General features: G+C 63.5%; 11 protein-coding genes, 2 pseudogenes and 1 riboswitch. Of the genes and pseudogenes, 8 read left to right on the top strand and 5 right to left on the bottom strand.

All coding sequences use genetic code 11. The features are described from left to right. Positions 1-116: 116 nt before the first annotated feature. Positions 117-1469: an HD-GYP domain-containing protein gene (locus H2O14_RS14975; protein ID WP_182828283.1), complete on the top strand. Its 1353-nt coding sequence runs from the start codon at positions 117-119 to the stop codon at positions 1467-1469. Here H2O14_RS14975 and H2O14_RS14970 read toward each other — a convergent pair whose 3' ends face one another. Beyond that, on the bottom strand, positions 1470-2561 hold the full coding sequence (locus H2O14_RS14970) for a 2'-deoxycytidine 5'-triphosphate deaminase (protein ID WP_182828282.1): 1092 nt from the start codon (positions 2559-2561) through the stop codon (positions 1470-1472). Between the two features lie 100 nt (positions 2562-2661). Continuing rightward, positions 2662-2740: riboswitch (SAM riboswitch) on the top strand. A gap of 46 nt (positions 2741-2786) precedes the next feature. Between H2O14_RS14970 and H2O14_RS14965 the strand changes: the two genes are divergently transcribed. Beyond that, positions 2787-3965, top strand: a complete 1179-nt coding sequence (locus H2O14_RS14965) for an O-succinylhomoserine sulfhydrylase (protein ID WP_182828281.1) — start codon at positions 2787-2789, stop codon at positions 3963-3965. Between the two features lie 15 nt (positions 3966-3980). Here the strand turns inward: H2O14_RS14965 and H2O14_RS14960 are convergent. Then, positions 3981-4947, bottom strand: a pseudogene (locus H2O14_RS14960) (GlxA family transcriptional regulator). 100 nt (positions 4948-5047) lie between these two features. Between H2O14_RS14960 and H2O14_RS14955 the strand changes: the two are divergent. The 5 genes from H2O14_RS14955 (at position 5048) to H2O14_RS14935 (ending at position 12168) form a co-directional block, all read left to right on the top strand. After that, the gene (locus tag H2O14_RS14955; protein WP_182828280.1) at positions 5048-5950 is read left to right on the top strand and encodes a 3-keto-5-aminohexanoate cleavage protein; all 903 of its coding nucleotides are present in this window, start codon (positions 5048-5050) and stop codon (positions 5948-5950) included. Positions 5951-6133: 183 nt separating this feature from the next. Beyond that, positions 6134-7621 carry a carnitine 3-dehydrogenase gene (locus tag H2O14_RS14950; RefSeq protein ID WP_182828279.1) on the top strand — a complete coding sequence of 496 codons (1488 nt, stop codon included), beginning with the start codon at positions 6134-6136 and terminating at the stop codon, positions 7619-7621. Between the two features lie 198 nt (positions 7622-7819). Further along, entirely contained in the window at positions 7820-8980 is a 1161-nt protein-coding gene (locus tag H2O14_RS14945) for an acyl-CoA dehydrogenase family protein (protein WP_182828278.1), read from the top strand. 207 nt (positions 8981-9187) lie between these two features. Further along, positions 9188-11242 (top strand): acetate--CoA ligase family protein, encoded by a 2055-nt coding sequence (locus tag H2O14_RS14940; protein ID WP_312858674.1) that lies wholly within the window; start codon positions 9188-9190, stop codon positions 11240-11242. Between the two features lie 137 nt (positions 11243-11379). Continuing rightward, entirely contained in the window at positions 11380-12168 is a 789-nt protein-coding gene (locus H2O14_RS14935) for a carnitinyl-CoA dehydratase (protein WP_182828276.1), read from the top strand. Between the two features lie 33 nt (positions 12169-12201). On the opposite strand, the gene H2O14_RS14930 is transcribed toward H2O14_RS14935, so the two are convergent. Together H2O14_RS14930 and H2O14_RS14925 are read right to left on the bottom strand one after the other, a co-directional pair. Next, positions 12202-13179 carry a LysR substrate-binding domain-containing protein gene (locus tag H2O14_RS14930; protein WP_182828275.1) on the bottom strand — a complete coding sequence of 326 codons (978 nt, stop codon included), beginning with the start codon at positions 13177-13179 and terminating at the stop codon, positions 12202-12204. Positions 13180-13187: 8 nt separating this feature from the next. Then, the gene (locus H2O14_RS14925; protein WP_210275456.1) at positions 13188-14093 is read right to left on the bottom strand and encodes an NAD(P)-dependent oxidoreductase; all 906 of its coding nucleotides are present in this window, start codon (positions 14091-14093) and stop codon (positions 13188-13190) included. Between the two features lie 192 nt (positions 14094-14285). On the opposite strand from H2O14_RS14925, the pseudogene H2O14_RS14920 reads away from it, so the two are divergent. Continuing rightward, positions 14286-15867 (top strand): annotated as a pseudogene (locus H2O14_RS14920) (trimethylamine methyltransferase family protein). Between the two features lie 30 nt (positions 15868-15897). On the opposite strand, the gene H2O14_RS14915 reads toward H2O14_RS14920, so the two are convergent. Continuing rightward, positions 15898-17064 (bottom strand): aminotransferase, encoded by a 1167-nt coding sequence (locus H2O14_RS14915; protein ID WP_182828274.1) that lies wholly within the window; start codon positions 17062-17064, stop codon positions 15898-15900. Positions 17065-17156 lie beyond the last annotated feature (92 nt).

Raw genomic sequence — 17156 nt, 5'->3', positions numbered from 1 at the left:
TCGGTGAGCGTTCAATGTCATCACTTCTCCTCATGTGTCAAGGTGAAACGATCGGCCTTAACCGGGTGGAAGGAACGGCGCCTTATCCTGCATCCGTCGTGAACCGGAGCGAGGCGATGATTGCAATCAGACTGGCGGAGATCATGAGCGCGCTCAGCCATGCGCTCGACCTCACCGAGGGCCAGCCGCAGGGTCATTGCATCCGAGTGTGCCGGATCGGCATGACCATCGGCGCGCGGATGGGCTTGTCCGAAAAAGCGCTCGAAGAGCTCTACTATACGCTGCTGCTCAAGGATCTCGGCTGCTCCTCGAATGCGGCCCGCATCTGCGAACTCTATCTCGCCGACGACCTGCGCTTCAAACGCGATTTCAAGCTGGTGGGCTCGAGCCTCAGCCAGGTTCTCGGCTTCGTCATCAGCCATACCGGCCTGCAGGCGGGCCTCGCCGAGCGCTTCCGCTCGGTGTTGAACATCCTCAGAAACGGCGGCGCCATCGCGCAGGAAATGATCGAAACCCGCTGCCAGCGGGGCGCGGAGATCGCCCGAATGATGCGTTTTTCGGAGAATGTGGCGCAGGGCATACTCGATCTCGACGAACACTTCGATGGCGGCGGGCGTCCGCAAGGATTGAAGGGACAGGACATCTCGATTTTCGCCCGCATTGCGCTGGCTGCCCAGGTCATCGATGTCTTCTTCATGAGCGCCGGCCCCGAGGCGGCGACTGCCGAACTCCGGGACAGGCGCGGAGCCTGGTTCGATCCTGACGTCGTCGACGCCTTCCTCTCCGTCGCCGATCGGCTTTTCTGGGACGATCTGGCGAGCCCCGATCTCGAAACGCGCATTCTGGCGCTCGAACCGGGCAAGACGCTCCGGCTTGCCGACGAGGATTATCTCGACGACATCGCCGCCGCCTTCGCCCAGGTCATCGACGCCAAGAGCCCCTACACGTCCGGCCATAGCGATCGCGTCGCGCTGTTCACGGATCTGATCGCCGAAGAAATGGGCTATGATCTGTCCGCTCGGCGGCGCATCAAGCGCGCCGCGCTGCTGCATGACATCGGCAAGCTCGGCGTCAGCAATTCCATCCTCGACAAGCCCGGCCGCCTGGAAGGCGAGGAATGGGAGGCGATGAAGCGGCACGCCTCCTATTCGGAAGAGATCCTGTCGCGCATCGGCGCTTTCGCCGATCTCGCCCGCATCGCCGGCGCCCATCACGAGCGGCTGGATGGCAAGGGCTATCCGAGAGGGATTACCGGTGAAGCGATCTGCGCCGAAACACGCATCATCTCCACCGCGGACGTCTTCGACGCGCTGACGGCCGATCGCCCCTATCGCGCCGCCATGCCGGTGGAAAAGGCGTTCGCCATCCTGCATGAGGGCGCTGGGCAAGCGCATGATCCCGCCTGTATCGAGGCGCTCGAACGTGCGATTCGCCGCGCCGATCTCGCAGGCGCCAAACAGGCGGCGTGATCAGTCCTGCGCTCGGAAATGCTTGGAGAGTTTGAGGCCCTGCGCCTGGTAGTTCGAGCCCAGCCCGGTCCCGTAGAGCGCCTCGGGCTTCTCGCGCATATGTTCATAGACGAGCCGGCCGATGATCTGGCCGTGATCGAGAATGAAGGGCACGTCATGGCTGCGTACTTCCAGCACCGCGCGCGCGCCCGCCCCACCCGCCTCGACATGGCCGAAGCCGGGATCGAAGAAGCCGGCGTAATGCACGCGAAATTCGCCCACCAAGGGATCGAACGGCACCATCTCGGCGGCATAGAGCGGCGGCACATGCACCGCTTCGCGGCTGACGAGAATGTAGAATTCGTCGGGATCGAGGATCAGTTCGTTGCGGCCGCGGCTGTAGATCGGCTCCCAGAAATCATAGATGTCATGGGCGGCCTTGACATCTACGTCGATCACGGCGGAATGGCGCTTGCCGCGATAGCCGACCAGACCGTCCGCGCCCGAGCCCATCAGATCGATCGACAGCGCGATCGACGAGCCTGATATGACGGGGCTTTCCGCGGCGACCAGCGTCTCGGCAAGATGCAGCGACAGCATTTCGTCTTCCCGCAGAAGCGATTGCCCCTCGCGGAAACGGATCTGCGACAGGCGCGAGCCGCGCCGGACGATGATCGGGAAGGTCTTGGGCGAGATTTCGAGATAGAGCTGCCCGCAATAGCCCGGCGCGATCTGGTCGAATTCCTGCGCATAATCGGTGATCACCCGCGTGAAGATATCCAGCCTGCCGGTGGAGCTCTTGGGGTTGGTCGAGGCCGACAGATGCTGTGGCAGATCGATCGTCTCGAGCAACGGCACGATGTAGACGCAGCCGGTTTCGAGCACGGCGCCCTCGGTCAGATCGACCACATGCAGGCTGAGCCGGCTCAATTTGTCGGAGACCCGCTTGCTCGGGCCCGGCAGGAAGGAGGCGCGCACGCGGAAGGCTTTGGCGCCCAGGCGCAGATCGAGGCTGGCCGGCTGGATCTGGTCGTGATCCAGCGGCTTTTCGGCCTTCAGCCGTCCCTCGTCCCAAAGCGCCCTGATCGCGCGATCCGCCAGAATTCCTGCCATCTCAACCTCTATTTTTGTCGGGACAATAGAAATCCCCCTTGCCGACGCAAGCGCGAATCGAGTCCGATTGACCTCGAAGACCGTTTGAGATATGGCCATCCACGGAATTCGTGGTGATTTGGCCGGCCGGCTTGCAGCCACGTTAAACAACTTGCTAAAAAGGCCGGGTTCTGATGGAAACCGGCCTGCTTTTGCGGCCGGTTTTTTTGTGTTGAGGTGGTTCACATGAACAAGAATTGGCGGCCGGCGACGAAACTCGTGCATGGCGGAACGCAGCGGTCGCAATATGGCGAAACGTCGGAAGCGATTTTCCTGACCCAGGGATTCGTCTATGAAACGTCGGAAGCGGCCGAGGCCCGTTTCAAGGGCGAGGATCCCGGCTTCATCTATGCCCGCTATGGCAGCCCCACCAATGACATGCTCGAAAAGCGCATGTGCATGCTCGAAGGCGCCGAAGACGCCCGCGCCACCGCCTCCGGCATGGCCGCCGTTTCCGCAGCCATCCTCTCCCAGGTGAAAGCCGGCGATCATATCGTCGCCGCCCGCGCGCTGTTCGGCTCCTGCCGCTGGGTCGTGGAGACGCTGGCGCCGAAATATGGCGTCGAATGCACCCTGGTCGACGGCCGCGACCTCGCAAACTGGGAAGCCGAGATCCGCCCCAACACCAAGGTTTTCTTCCTCGAAAGCCCGACCAATCCGACGCTGGAAGTGGTCGACATCGCCAGCGTGGCAAAACTCGCCAACCAGATCGGCGCCAAGGTCGTGGTCGACAATGTCTTCGCCACCCCGCTTTTCCAGAAGCCGCTGGAGCTCGGCGCGCATGTGGTCGTCTATTCGGCCACCAAGCATATCGACGGCCAGGGTCGTTGCCTGGGCGGCGTCGTGCTGTCGGACAAGCAGTGGATCGACGAGAACCTGCACGACTATTTCCGCCATACCGGCCCGGCCATGTCGCCGTTTAACGCCTGGGTTCTGCTGAAGGGCCTGGAAACCATGGCGCTGCGCATCAAGCAGCAGACCGAAAACGCCGCCCGTGTCGCCGATTTCCTCGCCAGCCATCCCAAGGTCGAGCGGGTGATCTATCCCGGCCGTCCAGACCATCCGCAGGCCGACATCATCGCCCGCCAGATGACCGGCGGTTCCACGCTGGTGGCGTTCGAGCTCAAGGGCGGCAAGAAGGAAGCCTTCACGCTGCAGAACGGCCTCGACGTGGTGCTGATCTCCAACAATCTCGGCGACGCGAAAAGCCTGATCACCCATCCGGCCACCACCACGCACAAGAACCTGACCGACGAGGCGCGCGCGGAGCTGGGCATTTCCGCGGGTCTCCTGCGCCTGTCGGCCGGCATCGAAGACGGCGAAGATCTGATCGAGGATTTCGAGCGCGCTTTGGACGCGGTCTGATCCTTCAAAAACATGTCAGGCCGGCGACCGGAGACGCTTGCGCGTCTCCGACGGGCTTTCCCGGAATTGCAGCCGGTAGGATCGCGAAAAGGCCGAGGCGGAATTGAAGCCGGTGGCCGTCGCGATCTCGGCGAAGGACGCTGGCGTCTCGATGACCTTGCGCCGCGCCGCGTTCAGCCTCAGCGCCAGATAATGCACATGCGGCGTCACCCCGAAGGACTGGTTGAACAGGCTCTGCAGATGCCGCGCCGACAGACCGCTTTTGCGCGCGAGCTTTTCCAGCGACAGCGGCTGGTCCACCGTCTCCTCCATCAGCCGCACGGCTTCCGAGATACGGCGATCGATGATGCCCGGCGCGGTCGGCGGCGACGGCAGCAGGTCGCGCCCTCCCCGTCCCGCTCATAGATGAAGGAACGCGCCACTTCGAGCGCCATGGAATAGCCGTGGCCGCGGCGGATAATCTCCAGCATCAGATCGAGCGTCGGCACCGCCCCGGCGCTGGTCATGCGCTTGCGATCGATGACATAGCGTTCCTTGACCGTGCCGATTTCCGGATAGCGCGCAGTGAAATCGTCGAAATCTTCCCAATGCACCGTCGCCTTGTGATCGTCGAGCAGGCTCGCCTCCGCCATCGCCAGGCACCGGATTCCACACCCACGATCAGCGCCCGATGCCGGGCGGTGCGCGAAAGCGCCATCCTGATCGCCGGTGTGGCGCTGCGTTGCCAATTATAGCTCGCGACGACGAACAAAGGCTGCGCGTCACGCTCCGGTTGAAAGGCGCCCGACACCGGAATGGAGATGCCGGCGGTCGTCTCCACCGGCTTGCCGTCGGGGCTGAGCAACCGCCAGCGATAGAGCGTGCGGCCGGCGATACGATTGGCGGCGCGGATGGGCTCGATCACCGCCGCCAGCAGAATCATCGTCGTCTCGGGAAATGCGAGAATATCGAGGTCGGCGATTTGGTCAGCAGAGTCTAACATAAGAGCTTCCGATTATGTTTAGAATATTGCGCCATTTGCAAAGCAAAGCAAGCCGCCTCGGCATTGAATGCGCATCAAGGCTCCCCAAGGAGGAACATTCATGCCGCTCACTATGAACCGCGACGTCTTCATCACCTGCGCCGTCACCGGCTCCGGCGACACTGCTGGCAAGTCGCCGCATGTGCCCCGCTCGCCCAAGGACATCGCCGCCTCGGCCATCGACGCCGCGAAAGCCGGCGCCGCCGTGGTGCATTGCCATGTGCGCGATCCCGAGACCGGCGCCGCGAGCCGCCGCAACGATCTCTACAAGGAAGTCACCGATCTCATTCGCTCCGCCGATGTCGATGTGGTGCTCAACCTCACCGCCGGCATGGGCGGCGACATGATTTTCGGCAATGTCGAACAGCCGCTGCCGCTCAATCCCAATGGCACCGACATGGCCGGCGCCACCGAGCGCGTCAGCCACGTGGCCGAATGCCTGCCGGAAATCTGCACTCTGGATTGCGGCACCATGAACTTTTCGCTCGGCGACTATGTCATGACCAACACGCCGTCCATGTTGCGCGCCATGGCCAAGATGATGACCGATCTCGGCGTGCGCCCCGAAATCGAAGCCTTCGACACCGGCCATCTCTGGTTCGCCAAGCAACTGGTCGAGGAAGGCCTGATCGAGGATCCGGTGCTGATCCAGCTGTGCATGGGCATTCCTTGGGGCGCGCCCGACGATCTCAACACCTTCATGGCCATGGTCAACAATGTGCCCGCCAACTGGACCTTCTCGGCCTTCTCGATCGGCCGCAATGCGCTCGCCTATCCGGCAGCCTCGGTGCTGGCCGGCGGCAATGTCCGCGTCGGCCTTGAGGACAATCTCTACCTCTCCAAGGGCGTGCTCGCCACCAATGCGCAACTGGTGGAGAAGGCCGTGACCGTGATCGAGGGCATGGGCGCGAGAATCATCGGCCCGGCCGAAGTGCGCGAGAAACTGAAGCTGACGAAACGCTGAGGAAAGAACCCCTCCCCACCCTCCCCACAAGGGGAGGGCTTAAAGTGCCGAACGCGCTTTGCAGAAAGCAATCTCGCGGCGGGCTGAACTGTAGAATTGGATGAGCGATCGCCGCAGGTTAAGCCCCTCCCCCATGTGGGGAGGGGTTTGGGGCGGGGTCCATTGAAACAGGTGGAATAGACTATGACCAAAATCCAGAAAGCAGCCTGCATCGGCGGCGGCGTTATCGGCGGGGCCTGGGCGGCGCGTTTCGTGCTGGCCGGCATCGACACCGCCATGTATGACCCGCATCCGGAAGCCGAGCGCATCATCGGCGAAGTCATGGCCAATGCCGAGCGCGCCTATAGCCTGCTCACGGCTGCGCCCTTGCCGCCCAAAGGCAAGCTGACCTTCTACAAGACGGTCGAAGAGGCCGTCGCCGGCGCCGACTGGATCCAGGAATCGGTGCCCGAGCGCATCGACCTCAAGCGCAATGTCATCACCCAGATCGACGCGGCCGCAGATCCCAAGGCGCTGATCGGATCCTCGACCTCCGGCATCATGCCGACGGAACTGCAGCGGGACATGAAACATCCCGAGCGGATGTTCGTCGCACACCCCTATAACCCCGTCTATCTCCTGCCGCTCGCAGAACTGGTCGGCGGCCAGAAGACGTCTCCGGCGGTGCTGGAAGAAGCCAAGGCCAAGCTCGCGCCGATCGGCATGAAAGGCGTGATCCTCAAGAAGGAAATCGAAGCCTTTGTCGGCGACCGCCTGCTCGAAGCCGTCTGGCGCGAGGGCCTGTGGCTGATCCAGGACGACATCTGCGACACAGAAACGCTCGACGACGTGATCCGCTATTCCTTCGGCATGCGCTGGGCGCAGATGGGCATGTTCGAAACCTACCGCATCGCTGGCGGCGAAGCCGGCATGCGCCATTTCATCGCCCAGTTCGGCCCCTGCCTGTCCTGGCCCTGGACCAAGCTGATGGATGTGGTGGACCTGACCGACGAACTGGTCGACAAGATCGCCAGCCAGTCGGATGCGCAATCCGGCGCTTACGGCTTCCGCGAGCTGGAACGCATCCGCGACGAAAATCTCGTCGGCATCATGCAGACGCTGAAGGGATCGAATGGCGGCCAGGGCTGGGGCTCCGGCAAGCTGCTCGCCGAGTTCGAGGCGCATCTGTGGAAGAACGCGCCCAAGCCCGCCGCCCCCGATCTCTCCCAGCCGATCCGGCTGCTGGATCTCAAGGTGCAGCCCTCCTGGGTCGATTACAACGGCCATATGACGGAGTTCCGCTACACCCAGTGCTTCGCCGATTCCGCCGATGCGCTGTTGCGCCTGATCGGCGCGGATATGGCCTATGTCGAGGCCGGTCACAGCTATTACACGGTCGAAAACCATGTGCGACTGCTGGCGGAATGCAAGCTGGGTGAAAGCCTTTACACCAAGGGGCAAATCCTGCCCTGTGACGGCAAGAAGCTGCATACCTTTATGTCCCTTTATCGCGTCTCCGACGACACGATGGTGGCGACCTGCGAACATCTGATGCTGCATGTGTCATCGAGCGAGAGCAAGTCCGTGCCGCCGCTGCCGGAAGTGATGGAGAAGCTGCAGCCGCTGATCGATGCGCATGCCAAGCTGCCGCTGCCCGAGGGTGCGGGGCGGTCTGTCGGGCAGAAGAAGTAACGGAAGAGCAAGAATTACCCCCTCTGCCCTGCCGGGCATCTCCCCTAAAGGGGGAGATTGGATGGAGCGCCGACAGCGCCAACCAATTGGCCTCTCGGCTGGGCGAGCGGGAAAATGGAATCCACTCTCCCCCTTGAGGGGAGATGTCCGGCAGGACAGAGGGGGTGCGCGGCGCCCTCCATACAAGGAGGAAACACCATGAATTTTGGACTGACCGAAGAACAGGACATGATCGTCAACACGGTCAGGAGCTTTGTCGAAACCGAGCTCTATCCCCTTGAAGACCAGGTCGAAAAGCAAGGCTTCGTGCCGCCGGAAATGGGCCAGGAGATCGCCCGGAAGGTCAAGGAACTCGGCTTCTTCGGCTGCAACATGCCCGAAGATGTGGGCGGCGCAGGGCTGGATCACCTGACCTTCGCCCTGGTCGAACGCGAACTCGGCCGCGCCTCGATGGCGCTCACCGTCTTCTTCGGCCGTCCCTCCGGCATTCTCATGGGCTGCAACGCCGACCAGCGCGAACGTTATCTGATCCCCGCCACCAAGGGCGAAAAATTCGACGCGCTCGCCATGACCGAACCGGGCGCAGGCTCCGACGTGCGCGGCATGAAATGCTTCGCCAAACCCGATGGCGACGACTGGATCGTCAACGGCACCAAGCATTTCATCAGCCATGCCAATATCGCCGATTTCGTCATCGTCTTCATCGCCACCGGCGAGGAAGAAACGCCGCGCGGCCCCAAGAAGCTGATCACCTGTTTCCTGGTCGATCGCGGCACGCCGGGCTTCGAGATCCGCGAGGGCTATAATTCCGTCTCCCATCGCGGCTACAAGAACTGCATCCTCAATTTCGACGATTGCCGCCTGTCCTCAGCCCAGATTCTGGGCGAAGTCCACAAGGGCTTCGATCTCGCAAACGACTGGCTTTACGGCACGCGGCTCACGGTGGCCGCCAATTGCGTCGGCCGCGCCCGCCGCGCGTTCGATTACTGCGTGCCCTATGCAGCCGAGCGCAAGCAGTTCGGCAAGCCGATCGGCGCCAATCAGGGCGTCTCCTTCAAGCTCGCCGACATGATCACCGAGATCGACGCCGCCGATTTTCTGACTTTGCACGGCGCCTGGCTGCTCGACCAGGGCAAACCGTCCAACCGCGAGATCGCCTCCGCCAAGCTCTACGCATCCGAAATGCTCGCCCGCGTCACCGACCAGGCGATCCAGATCTATGGCGGCATGGGCCTGATGGACGACCTGCCGCTGGCCCGCTTCTGGCGCGACGCCCGCGTCGAACGCATCTGGGACGGCACATCCGAGATCCAGCGGCATATCATTAGCCGCGATCTGCTCAGGCCGTTCGGGGCTTAAGGTCTTATGGCGGGCTCCATAAAGACCCCGCCCCAAACCCCTCCCCACAAGGGGGAGGGGCTTAATCTGCCGCACTCGTTCCGCCCCGCTTGCCGTTTCAGCGACCAGAAGCGCAGCTTGACAGCGAGGCGACTGCTCCGGGTTGGCCCCTCCCCTTGTGGGGAGGGGTTTCGGGGCGGGGTCCTAATCTATGGAGCATGCCATGAAATCCCTCTCCCCGATTCCCTCTCCCGCCTGATCCGCCCGAAATCCATCGCCGTGTTCGGCGGCAAGGAGGCGGGCCGTGTGGTCGAGCAATGCAAGAAAATGGGCTATCAGGGCGAGATCTGGCCCGTGCACCCCACCAAAGACGAGGTGCATGGCTATCGCTGCTACCGCTCGGTCGCAGACCTTCCGGCCGCCCCCGACGCCGCCTTCGTCGGCGTCAACCGCACGCTCACGATCGAAATCATGCGGCAATTACGCGACCGGGGCGCGGGCGGCGCAATCTGCTACGCCTCGGGCTTTTCCGAAGCGGTCAAGGAACTGCCCGATGGACATGAGCTACAGGCGCAACTGGTGGAGGCCGCCGGCGACATGGCCGTGGTCGGCCCCAATTGCTACGGTTTCATCAACATGCTCGACGGCGCGCTGCTCTGGCCCGACCAGCATGGCATGGTGCGAACTGAACGCGGCGTCGCGGTGCTGACGCAGAGCTCCAACATCGCCTGCAACATTTCCATGCAGGCGCGCGGCCTGCCGCTGGCCTATCTGATGACGGCGGGCAATCAGGCCCAGACGGGGCTGTCGGCTCTGGCCGTCGCCGCGCTGGAAGATCCCCGCGTCACCGCCGTCGGACTGCATATCGAAGGCTTTGACGATATCGAGATGCTGGAACTGCTCGGCCGCCGCGCCCGCGAGCTGAAAAAGCCGGTGATCGCGCTGAAGGTCGGCAAGTCGGAAGCGGCGCAGAAGGCGACCGTGTCGCACACCGCCTCGCTCGCAGGGAATGACAAAGTGTCGTCAGCCGTGCTCGACCGGCTCGGCATCGGCCGGGTCGAGACGCTGCCGGAGCTTCTGGAAACCCTGAAACTCCTGCATCTCTTCGGGCCGCTGGCGGACAACACCGTCTCCTCGATGAGCTGCTCGGGCGGCGAGGCCTCGCTGGTGGCCGACGCTGGCGAAAACCGCGACATCGTCTTCCGTGATTTGAAGCCCGAACAGCTTCCGGTGTTGCGCGAGACGCTGGGCCAGATGGTCACGCTCTCCAATCCGCTCGATTACCACACCTTCGTCTGGGGCAATTGCGACAAGCAGACGACCGCCTTCTCGACCATGATGCAGGGCGATTATGCGCTCAACCTCATCGTGCTCGATTTCCCCCGCGCCGACCGCTGCGACCCGGCCGACTGGATGACAACAGTGGATGCGGTCATCGCAGCCAAACAGGCGACCGGCGCCCATGCCGGCATCGTCGCCTCGATGGGCGAGAACCTGCCGGAGGATGTGGCTGTCAGGCTGATGCAGGAAGGCGTCGGCGCCTTCTATGGCATCAACGAGGCCTTGGCTGCGGTGGACATCGCCCATCGCATCCACCGCGCGTGGTCGCGCCCTGCCCCGCTGCCGCTGCTGCGGGCGAGCGTCAGCGACAGCGAACCGCAAACCCTGACCGAGTATCAGTCCAAACAGGCGCTCGCCCCCTTCGGCCTGCCGGTCCCCAAGGGCCAGTTCGCAGCCACCCCCGAAGCCGCAGCGAAGGCCGCAGCCGAGATCGGCTTTCCCGTGGCGCTCAAGGGCTCGGGCGTGGCGCACAAGACCGAGGCCGGCGCGGTCAAGCTCAATCTCCGTTCCGAAGCCGAAGTGCTGGCCGCAGCCCATGCAATGCTATCGGTGGCGCAGGGCTATCTGGTGGAAGCGATGGCCGGCAAACCGGCAGCCGAACTGATCATCGGCGCCATGCGTGACGCAGTGGTCGGCCCGGTGCTGACGGTGGGCGCCGGCGGCATCCTGGTGGAATTGATCGAGGACAGCGCCGTGCTGACCCTGCCGACGACGAAGGAAGAGATCGAGCGCGCATTGCAAGGCCTCAAGATCGCCAAGCTTCTCAACGGCTATCGCGGCCAGGCCAAGGCTGACATGCCCGCCCTCATCAACGCCATCGCCGCCGCCGCCGAATTCGTCATCGCACATTCGGCAACGATCGAGGAACTGGACATCAACCCGCTGATGGCCCTGCCCGAGGGCGTGGTCGCAGCGGATGCGCTGGTGAGCGTAAGAGAGTAAAAGGCTCAAGGTCGTCATCCTCGGGCTTGTCCCGAGGATCTGCCGCAGCTTACGGTTTGGCTCAGCAGATGCTCGGGACAAGCCCGAGCATGACGGTCTCATCGACGAACATGCAAGACAACAACCGGGAGACCCGCATGACCGACACCCCCATAAAAACCCGCCGCGAGGGCGGCATTCTGGAAGTCACCATCGACCGGCCCAAGGCCAACGCCATCGACCTGATCACCTCCCGCATCATGGGCAAGATCTTCCAGGATTTCCGCGATGACGAGAGCCTGCGCGTCGCCATCATCACCGGCTCCGGTCCGAAATTCTTCTGCCCGGGCTGGGATCTCAAGGCCGCCGCCGCCGGCGATGCGGTGGATGGCGATTACGGCGTCGGCGGCTTCGGCGGCATGCAGGAATTGCGCGATCTCAACAAGCCGATCATTGCCGCGATCAACGGCATCTGCTGCGGCGGCGGCCTCGAAATCGCGCTGTCGACAGACATGATTCTGGCGGCCGAGCACGCGACCTTCGCTTTGCCCGAAATCCGCTCCGGCACAGTGGCCGACGCCGCCTCCATCAAGCTGCCCAAGCGCATTCCCTATCACATCGCCATGGATATGCTGTTCACCGGCCGCTGGCTGGATGCGCAGGAGGCCCATCGCTGGGGCTTCGTCAACGAGATCCTCGCCGCTGACAGGCTGATGGAGCGCGCCTGGGAGCTCGCCCGCCTGCTCGAAAGCGGCCCGCCGCTGGTCTACGCCGCCATCAAGGAAGTGGTGCGCGAGGCGGAAGGCTCAAAATTCCAGGACACGATGAACAAGATCACCCGCCGCCAGCTGAAGACGGTGGATGTGCTCTACGGCGGCAGTGAAGACAATCTCGAAGGCGCCCGCGCCTTTACCGAAAAGCGTGATCCGGTCTGGAAGGGCCGCTGATCAAGACGTCGGCGGCATTCGACGCGTCTCGCGTCAGCCGCCGGCGGCTTCCTTGGCGAGCCAGTCGCGAAACAGCATGGCTTCAGGCCGCACCCGGCGCTGGCTTTCAGGTTGCACGATGTAATGCGCTTCGTCCAGCGCAATGCTGGCGTCCAGCGCCCGCGCCAGCCGGCCGCTCTTCAGGAAGGGCTCGGCGAGATCGGACTGGATCAGCGCGGGCCCGAGACCGGCGGCGGCCATTTCCAGCGCCGAGATCGTCGTATCGACATTGATGCCGGCCGACGCCGGCAGCGACACGCCGATCAGCTTCAGGAAGCGCTGCCAGAGATTTTCATAGCCCGTCACATGGATGAGCGACGGCGCATCGAGCAGCGCCCGCATGCGTTCGGCGTCGTCATTCCCCTGAATCAGGTTCGGCGCGGCAACCACGATCGCCGGCTGCCGCATCAACAGCGAGGCTTTCAGCCCCGGCCAGCGGCCGTCACCGAAGCGGATATCGACATCGGCGACATCGTCGCTCGCCGCCGGCGCCCAGACCACGGTGGATATGCGCAGGGAAATATCCGGCCACTGCGCCACGAATTTCGGCAGCCGCGGCGCCAGCCACAGCGCCATGAAGGAAATCGGCACCCTCAGAGTAAGATTTCTCTTACCAACAGGGCCAAAAAGCCCGGCGGTCGCCGCCGCCAGTTCATCGAAGCTGTTGCGCAGCGGCGGCAGATAGGCGGCGCCCTTTTCCGTCAGGCGAAGGCTGCGCGGCAGCCGTTCGAACAGGGTGACGCCGAGATGTTTTTCCAGCGACCGCACCTGATGGGAAACGGCCGCCTGGGTGAGGCTCAGCTCGGTGGCGGCCAGCGTGAAACTCTCATGCCGCGCCGCCGCCTCGAAGGCGCGAAGCCAGGCGAGCGGCGGAAGCTGGTAACCGACGAAAGGAGACTGTTCGGACATGAGAGGCACGCGCGGCTTGGGTTCGTCCTGTTCTATCCGCACGCGCCGCTTTTGCAAGCTCATACCGAGGATCAGAGCTCCTCTGGAAAGCCTGGCGCGCGGAGATCCGTGCCGGTGGCGTCTTCCAGCAGCTTGACCACCTGCGACGACCAGGCCTGACCGCCATAGAGGGATTTGGCGCGGATGAAGGTCTGCATGGCGTGGCTGGCGAGATCGAGCGGCACGCCGAATTCCTTGCCGAAGCCCAGCGCGAAACCGAGATCCTTGATGGCGAGATCCATGGTGAAATTGATGTTGTAGCTGCCGTTCAGGATGACCTGGCCCTCGGTCTCGTGCACGAAGCTGTTGCCCGAGGACGCCTTGATGATGTTGAAAGCGTCGGTGAGATCGATGCCGCCGCGCTTCGCCAGCATCAACGCTTCGCCCGTGGCGATGAGATGGATGAAGGCGAGCATATTGGTGATCACCTTGATCACCGCCGCCTTGCCGAGCGGACCAGCATGGAAAATATCGCCGCCCATGGCCTCAAGCGCCGGGCGATGCAGATCGAAGAGATCCTTGTCGCCGCCGGCGATGACGGTGATTTCGCCGCTTGCCGCCTTGTGCACGCCGCCGGTCACGGGGCTTTCCATCATCCGGACGCCCGATTTCGCCGCGACCGCCGACAGCCGCTCGACATCCTCGGAGCTCAGCGTGCTCATTTCGATCCAGGTCTGGCCCGGTCGCGCGCCCTTGAGGATTCCGGTCTCGCCGGTCAGCACCAGTTCCGACACTTTCGGCGACGGCAGGCAGGTGATCACCGCATCGCTCTTGCGCGCCGCCTCTTCGGGCGTCGCGGCCCATTCGGCGCCATCGGCGATGAGCGTCTGGGCGCATTTGGGGTCTATATCGTTGACGACGACAGTGAAGCCGGCGCGAAGAAGGGACGAGGCGAGATTGCGGCCGAGATGACCGAGGCCGATAAAGGCGTAGCGCATATAGATGTTCTCCTGCTGTTGCCGGAAATCTTACGTCGCTCGCCTTATGCGGCAACCAAAGAATAAACCTTCTGAGACGCCGTCGAATTTTTGTATAAAGCCAGATTTTCCGTTCATGCACAAATTTGACCACCGCATTGGCGCTTTTTCCTTTGATTGCGCGTTTGCCGCGTTCGCGGTGGAATCCCCGGCATGGGAGCGCGCCGTTCAGGCGCAAGGGAGGTTTTCATGGATGATGTCTGCACCGTATCCGCATCGCGAAGAGCCGGAGGCCGCGCCGCGCGCGTCGCTCAACGCGCGGCCCCTCTTGCCGACAATCTCCGGCCGATCCGTCCCGGCCTGTCGGGCGGGCAATACAAGCCGCTGACCGACGCCGGCGTCAAACGCATCCATGAAGCGGCGCTCGAGGCGCTTGAAGTCATCGGCCTGTCGCAGGCGCCGGAGACGGGCGTCGAGGTCATGACCCGGGCCGGCGCGGTGCTGGGCGACGATGGCCGCCTGCGCTTTCCCGCGCGCGCTGGTCGAGGACATGCTGGCGCTCGCCGCCCGCGACATCACGCTCTGCGGCCGCGATCCGAAATTCGACATGCAGCTTTCCGGCACGCGCACCTATTTCGGCACTGCCGGGGCGGCGGTGCATGTCGTGGATGTCGAAAAGCGCGAATATCGCGAATCCACCGCCAAGGATCTGATCGACGCCTCGAAACTCGTCCACCACCTTGACAATATCCATTTCTTTCAGCGCGCCATGGTCTGTCGTGACGTCACCGACAATCTCCTGATGGACATGAACACGCTCTATGCCTGCTGCGCCGGCACCAGCAAGCATGTCGGCACCAGCTTCTCCGACCCGTCCCATGTGGCCGACGGCTTCGAGATGCTGCATATGATCGCCGGCGGCGAGGATCAGTGGCGCGCCAGGCCTTTCGTGTCGAACTCCAACTGCTTCGTCGTGCCGCCGATGAAATTCGCCACCGAAAGCTGCCAGACCATGGAGCATTGCATCCGCGAGGGCATGCCCATCCTGCTGCTGTCGGCCGGCCAGGCCGGCGCCACGGCGCCCGCGCCGCTCGCCACGGCCATCGTGCAGGCGGTGGCGGAATGCCTGGCGGGCGTGGTCTATGTCAACGCCATGGCGCCGGGCCATCCCGCCATTTTCGGCACCTGGCCTTTCGTGTCGGATCTGCGCACCGGCGCGATGTCGGGCGGCTCGGGCGAACAGGGGCTGCTGTCGGCCGGCTGCGCCCAGATGCACCATTTCTACGGCCTGCCGGGCGGCGCTGCCGGCGGCATGTCGGATTCCAAGCTGCCGGACATGCAGGCGGGCTGGGAACAGGGCATTCTCAATGTGCTCGCCGGTCTCTCGGGGCTCAACATGGTCTATGAATCGGTCGGCATGCATGCCTCGCTGCTCGGCTTCTGCCTGGAGTCGCTGGTGCTGGGCGACGACATGCTCGGCCAGGTGCAGCGTTGCGTGCGCGGCATCGATGTGACTGAGGATTCCGTCTCGATCGACACGATGAAATCGGTCTGCCTGGAAGGCCCCGGCCATTATCTCGGCCATGAACAGACGCTGCAGGTGATGCAGACCGAATATGTCTATCCCGCCGTCGCCAACCGTTCGAGCCCGAAGGAATGGGTGGAGCTCGGCCGTCCCGACCTCGTGCAAAAGGCGATCGAGCGCAAGAACCGCATCCTGCGCGACGCCGCCCCGAGCCTCATCGACCCGATCGCCGATCAGGCCATTCGCGAACGCTGGCAGATCTATTGCTGAGCGAGGTTAGGTAAGCCAAGGCTTCCGGTTTCAGAGCCGGAAGTCCTTGAGCCGCTCGGTCAACAGCCCAATCGTCTGGGCGTCGGCATTGGCGAAAGCGAAGCGCAGGTGATTGTCCTGCCCTTCGCCGAAATAGAGCCCCGGCAGGCAGACGACGCCCGCCTCCCGCGCCAGTTTCTCCGCAACGCGCTCGGAGGGCTGACCGGCAAAGGGATGACGGATATAGGCGAAATAAGCTCCGATCGCGTCGAGCGACCAGTCCGGCAAGGCCCGCATGACCGTCTTCAAAGCTGTCACGCGCCGCGAAATCTCCGCCTTATTGTCCCTGCGCCAATCGGCCAGCGCCGGAATGGCCTTCGCGAGCGCGGCCTGGGCGGCGCGCGGCGCGCAGATCTGCAGATTGTCCATCACCTTGGCGACCTGATCGACCAGTGCAGGCCCACCCATCACGGCGCCCAGCCGATGGCCGGGAATGCAATAGGATTTCGAAAAACTATAGGTGAGGATCAGCCCATCCTGCCAGTTCTCGATCGACATCAGCCCATGCGGCGCGGCCTCGCCATCGATGAAATCGCGATAGGTCTCATCCAGAATAAGCCAGGCGTCATACTTGCGGCAAAGCGCGAAGATCTCGGCGAGCAGATCGGCGGGATAGACGGCGCCGGTGGGATTGTTGGGGCTCACCACTGCAAACGCCTTCACGCCGCTCTGCAGCATTACTTCGACATCGGCGGGATCGGGCAGGAAACCGTTCTCCTGCCGGCAGGCCACCGTCCTAACGCCGATGCCCAGCATAGCGAGCGTTGTTTCCATGTTGAAATAGAAAGGCCGCGTCAGGGCGATCGCATCGCCGGGACCTGCCACCGCCATGGCGGCGCAGAGGAAAGCCTGATTGGCGCCCGAGGTGATATGGACATTCTCAGCCGTCACATCGACGCCATAGAGCCCAGTGACATGGGCGGCATAGGCCTGCCGCAACGCATCCTCGCCCTCGATCGCCCCATAACCGGTATAGGCCGCCGAGCCTGCGGCCTCCGCAAGCCAGGTCAACATATCTGGGTGCGGCGGATAGCCCGGCACCGCCTGGCTCAGATCGATCTTCGGGCCGCGCGCGCCGTCATAGGCTTGCGCCCAGGCAAGCACGGAGGGGATGGGCGGCGGCGACAGACGGGCGACGAGAGGATTGAAGGCGGGCATGCGGGGCTCCATGACAGTGTCGCGCCCCAGGGCGCGATCCTGTGCAAGGATGTGGCGCAAGCGCCCGAAACAGTCAATCCGGGCAAAGCGAC

Origin of the sequence: Rhizobium sp. G21, assembly GCF_014158035.1 — a bacterium.
Taxonomy (GTDB): Bacteria; Pseudomonadota; Alphaproteobacteria; order Rhizobiales; family Rhizobiaceae; genus Rhizobium_E.
Note: the sequence above shows the minus strand (reverse complement) of the source record. Positions and strands in the feature narration are given on the sequence as shown.

Coding starts and splice junctions, on each gene's coding strand:
- H2O14_RS14975 (WP_182828283.1), top strand. CDS start 117: ATGATTGCAATCAGACTGGCGGAGATCATGAGCGCGCTCAGCCATGCG.
- H2O14_RS14970 (WP_182828282.1), bottom strand. CDS start 2,561: ATGGCAGGAATTCTGGCGGATCGCGCGATCAGGGCGCTTTGGGACGAG.
- H2O14_RS14965 (WP_182828281.1), top strand. CDS start 2,787: ATGAACAAGAATTGGCGGCCGGCGACGAAACTCGTGCATGGCGGAACG.
- H2O14_RS14955 (WP_182828280.1), top strand. CDS start 5,048: ATGCCGCTCACTATGAACCGCGACGTCTTCATCACCTGCGCCGTCACC.
- H2O14_RS14950 (WP_182828279.1), top strand. CDS start 6,134: ATGACCAAAATCCAGAAAGCAGCCTGCATCGGCGGCGGCGTTATCGGC.
- H2O14_RS14945 (WP_182828278.1), top strand. CDS start 7,820: ATGAATTTTGGACTGACCGAAGAACAGGACATGATCGTCAACACGGTC.
- H2O14_RS14935 (WP_182828276.1), top strand. CDS start 11,380: ATGACCGACACCCCCATAAAAACCCGCCGCGAGGGCGGCATTCTGGAA.
- H2O14_RS14930 (WP_182828275.1), bottom strand. CDS start 13,179: ATGAGCTTGCAAAAGCGGCGCGTGCGGATAGAACAGGACGAACCCAAG.
- H2O14_RS14925 (WP_210275456.1), bottom strand. CDS start 14,093: ATGCGCTACGCCTTTATCGGCCTCGGTCATCTCGGCCGCAATCTCGCC.
- H2O14_RS14915 (WP_182828274.1), bottom strand. CDS start 17,064: ATGCCCGCCTTCAATCCTCTCGTCGCCCGTCTGTCGCCGCCGCCCATC.